The following is a 4116-nucleotide window of genomic DNA, read 5'->3' on the forward strand; positions in this document are numbered from 1 at the left end:
AGGTGGCAACAATGCGCCCCACGACGAAGATAAGCCACATGGGCGCGACGATAGCGCCTACCGCATTTTCCACATCTGCGCTTATTCGCGAAATCACCTCACCACGATTCTGACCGGCGTTGCTAATATTACTCTTCGCAATTCTCTCGACGATATCTAGTTCAATGCTCTTCTTATATAAATCTGATAAATATTCTGTTAAAAAATTTAGAGTATTAACTGAAAAAATTAAGCCAACAAATAAAATTGAGTAAAAAACCACAGCCACAAAATCTAAAGCCGTAGCGCTGTTTATTAAAAGGCCAAGGATGTAATTCTCAAAAATTATATTAAGCACCCACAAAATATATACTATGTAAAATGAATATCCATATAGTGGGAATTGTTTTAGATAATATATATTAAGATTTAATAACCTAAAGAACTGGTGCTTCATACTCAAATTGCACGTTTTTCTTAATTTTTCTAGGTTTATCCCAATATAAAATTTCATATTGTTTCAAAATTATGTAAAATCTCAACTTGGCCAAACCATCCCCTGCGATTTCAGTAAATGATAGGGGACGTGGATGAAACACCACCCAATCTCTAGAATACGGCCAAGCACCTAGAACACGGCAAATCATTCCTATTTCATTCACATGCACATACATCCGCAATTTTTTAATAGAGATAGCCTATCTAATATAGTAGGTACTATTGTACGTATACCTATAGCTAGTGCAATGCCCGCCTTCGTTTTTTACAAGCTTTAGAGAAGCACGACACGCTGGTATGCTGATGGTGGCGACTAGTCCAATACACGCGGGGGGCGTTAGGAGGTTTCGGTGAGGATCAAAGTGTTTTCCTTAGAAAAACAAAAGTATTATAGCAGTCTATTTTCAACTTCTTCGATATATCTACAGTGTTCTTCATCTGCTTGATATAACTTCTGCCTGCCCCATGTAATTTCTTTAACGAGACCGAGCGCCACTAGGGACTCCTCCCGTCGGTACCCCCGCCCGCCCCGCAACGCCCCGAGTACGTTGTCGTAGCTCGTTCCCAGCAACCTAGCTATCATCATGGGGTACATCGGCTCCCTCGCCTGGCACAGCAGTTTGAAGATCTCAAATCTTACTCTACTCCTCCTAAAAGCCTTGGCTATTCTGTACAGGGCCATCTCGACATCTCGGCGAGGACTTTGTCTACGAATTCCTCCGTGGGGCTCGGCCCGGCGCGGGTCTCCTTTACGTACTCGGCGATGAGCCTCAGGGCGGTGCAGTAGGCGCTCTTCCAGTCGGCGCCCGTCAGCCTCCTAACCACGTATATCAAAAAGGCGAGGAAGCCGTAGGCTGGCGGAGCCCACCTCCCCGGCTCAAGCCCCTCCCGCCTCACCCACTCCACATACCACTCGTCAGCCGGCTGCAGGGCCGTGCGGTAGAACAGCAGGGTAAAGCGGGGCCACTCGCCTATAAACGCAAGCGCGTCCTCCATGGCCGCCCTCGACTTCTCCTCCAGCTCCAGTAGCCTGTCCAGCGCCTCGTGTCGCCTAATCTTAAAGGGGAGGGTGATGTAGGCCTCGTCGCTTAGGTAGAAGCCGTCTTTATACGCCGTGAGGGGGGCCACGAAGCCGGCGCCGTACGTGAGGTAGGCCTTGTCCAGGTAGCCGAGCTCGTAGGCCCGCTCCATGTCTCTCATCTTCACCACGTACTCGTTGCGGAGCCTCAGCACCCTCACCACCCCCTCCTCCTCCAGCCTGTACACAGCGCGGCGGACGGCGGCGTAGGGGGCCCCCAGCCTGGAGGTGAGCCACCGAATAGTTGACCTATACGTGTGGTGCTCCTCGACAGCCAGCCTCACAATCTCCCTTATCAGCTGATCCGACACATAAGAGAATCAGCTGATCTATATAAATTTTTTCCCTTGCCGAACTAGCCACAGCGGGCCGCGGCGCATATCTCCCGGGGGTTCAGCAACACCTCGGCGCCCAGCTCAGACCTGTAGTACTGCAACACGTAAAGCCCGGGCATCCTCATCCGCTTGAAGCAGAAAGCCGCCTTCTTCCCGGGGCAGTCCATGCGCTTCAGACACGCCTTCATCTGGGCGGCGATGTCTCCGTCTATGCCAAGCGCCGACTTGCACTCAACAGCCACGCAGCCGCACACGGCGTCGCATATAGGCCCGTCTTCGCCGCCCCTAACCCCCTCTATCTCGTGGTTTTTATCAAGCGGTGCGCAGTGCATTTTTAATCCGCGCGAGGGCCCTGCTCAGCTCCTCCATCACCCTTAGCTGGAGCTCGTCCATATCTACCTCGCCCCCAGACAAGTCAACCTCCTCCACGTAGGCGTCGCCGATCGCCCTGAGCCTGAAGCGGTAAATCCTCACCTCAGGCCTCCCGCCAGCCAGCTCCACCCCCAGCTCGCCGGGATTCGGGTGGGCCGCCAGAGCCGCCACCCACGCCGCGAGCAAGTCGCTGTGGGTCGTCACCAGAAAGCCGCGGCCCCCCGACGCCTGTCCGTAGATAAACTTAGCCAGTTCAAACACGGCGTCGTCGTGGAGATGAGCCTCGGGCTCCTCCAGCACCAAATTCCGGCAACCCCCCAGCCTCCCCAAATTTACAAGAGACTCCACCATAGAGGATAGGTGCCTGTAGGCGTTGCCCCCCTCGTAAACCGCGTCGCCCACCAAGACGATGTCGAAAGTCTTGGCAATCCACCGCAACGCCTCGGGATAAATCCTTTCGCACCTTCCCAGCGTCCTCCAGGAATACATGTACGGCGTGTAGTCAAAATCTCCGCGGGTGGACACGCGCAACGTGTCTAGAGTTGTCTTCTCAGCCTTCTCAAACATGTCGCCCTTCGCAGAGAAGTTAGCCACATTGTCAACGGTAACTATAAGCGACGCGTCGCCATATCTGACAGAGATAGCGGCCTCCCTCTCCCCCCTCCTAACCGGTATGGCGAAAACCTCCTCTTGAAATTTTTCGTTAAAAAGCTGGGCCAAGCTCCTAAGCTCTACGTATCTGCCCAGCCTCTTATCCGCATGCCGCTTGGCGTATTCCCACTGGGCCTCCGCAAACGCCGTGGTCACCGCCGAGATTGCGTTGGCGAGGATGCTCTTCCCCGACCTGTTTACGCCGATGAACAGAGTCACGGGGCTGAGCTTGACGGCGGCCTCTTTAAGCGGGCCTAGGTTGCGGACGTGCACCTCCACACGCCGGAAAGAGTTTTTATTTTAAGTTGTTGCGCTGGGCCGTGAGCTACGACGAGGTGTCCGCCGGGGCAGTGGTATACTACGAGGGGGACGGGTTGGAGTACCTCCTCCTGCTCTACCCAGCGGGCCACTGGGACTTCCCAAAGGGCAACGTCGAGCCCGGCGAGTCGCCGGAGGAGGCGGCCCTCCGGGAGATAAGAGAGGAGACGGGGATAGAGGCGGAGCTCATCCCCGGCTTCAGAGAGGAGGTGGAGTACTGGTACGTCAAGGCCGGGCGGCGGGTGAGGAAAAAGGTGATTTACTTCCTCGCCAGGGCCCCCACCAAGGAGGTTAGGCTCAGCTGGGAGCACAAAGGCTACGCCTGGCTCCCCTTCAGCCAAGCCCTCGCCAGAGCCACCTACCAAACCACCAAACAGGTACTCGCCAAGGCCCACAAAAAACTAGCCGAGCTCCAGCGCAGATAGCCGCCACATGTTTATAAACAATTACAGAATATAAAACGTGGGCCTCACCCCCGAGGAGAAGCGGAGGTTTTTGAGGGCTCTTGAGGAGGATGAGGAGTTTAGGCTGGCTGTGGCTGGGGCCGTCGGGCTTGGGGAGGTGCTGAGAGAGCTTAGAGACCTCCGCCGAGACTCCGAGAGGAGGTGGAGGCGCTGGTACAAGACGTGGCAGAAATTCCTCCAGGAAAACGAAAAAAGGTGGCAGGTATGGCACGAAACATGGCGCAAATTCCAGGAGGAGAATGAAAAAAGGTGGCAAGAAAACGAGAGGAGGTGGCAAGAGTGGTACGAGACTTGGAGAAAATTCCTAGAGGAGAACGAGAGGCGCTGGGCTGAGCACGAGAAGTTGGAGGATCAGAGGTTTAAGTGGGTTCAGTCGGCTCTGATGGACATCAGGGAGGCCCTAGGGAGAGGCCTCGAGCAC

5 protein-coding genes and 1 pseudogene are annotated in these 4116 nt (G+C 54.5%); 2 read left to right on the top strand and 4 right to left on the bottom strand.

Annotated elements, in window-relative coordinates; genetic code table 11:
* Positions 1-865 precede the first annotated feature (865 nt).
* From ACP5J3_RS11595 to ACP5J3_RS11610, 4 genes are read right to left on the bottom strand one after another with little or no spacing between them, the layout of a single operon-like run.
* Positions 866-1159 (bottom strand): archaellum operon transcriptional activator EarA family protein, encoded by a 294-nt coding sequence (locus tag ACP5J3_RS11595; RefSeq protein ID WP_428495834.1) that lies wholly within the window; start codon positions 1157-1159, stop codon positions 866-868.
* Positions 1141-1866, bottom strand: coding sequence for a TrmB family transcriptional regulator (locus tag ACP5J3_RS11600; protein ID WP_428495835.1), 726 nt, complete (start codon positions 1864-1866; stop codon positions 1141-1143). The genes ACP5J3_RS11595 and ACP5J3_RS11600 overlap by 19 nt, the downstream gene beginning before the upstream one ends.
* 44 nt (positions 1867-1910) lie before the next feature.
* Positions 1911-2222 carry a hypothetical protein gene (locus ACP5J3_RS11605; RefSeq protein ID WP_428495836.1) on the bottom strand — a complete coding sequence of 104 codons (312 nt, stop codon included), beginning with the start codon at positions 2220-2222 and terminating at the stop codon, positions 1911-1913.
* On the bottom strand, positions 2203-3192 hold the full coding sequence (locus ACP5J3_RS11610; RefSeq protein WP_428495837.1) for a hypothetical protein: 990 nt from the start codon (positions 3190-3192) through the stop codon (positions 2203-2205). Before ACP5J3_RS11610 ends, ACP5J3_RS11605 begins: the two co-directional genes overlap by 20 nt.
* 41 nt (positions 3193-3233) lie before the next feature.
* Here ACP5J3_RS11610 and ACP5J3_RS11615 point away from each other — a divergent pair, with 41 nt between their 5' ends.
* Together ACP5J3_RS11615 and ACP5J3_RS11620 are read left to right on the top strand one after the other, a co-directional pair.
* Positions 3234-3656 carry a bis(5'-nucleosyl)-tetraphosphatase gene (locus ACP5J3_RS11615; protein ID WP_428495838.1) on the top strand — a complete coding sequence of 141 codons (423 nt, stop codon included), beginning with the start codon at positions 3234-3236 and terminating at the stop codon, positions 3654-3656.
* A gap of 37 nt (positions 3657-3693) precedes the next feature.
* Positions 3694-4116 (top strand): annotated as a pseudogene (locus ACP5J3_RS11620) (hypothetical protein); the annotation flags it as partial.

The sequence above is a fragment of the Pyrobaculum sp. genome, assembly GCF_049971835.1.
GTDB lineage: Archaea > Thermoproteota > Thermoprotei > Thermoproteales > Thermoproteaceae > Pyrobaculum.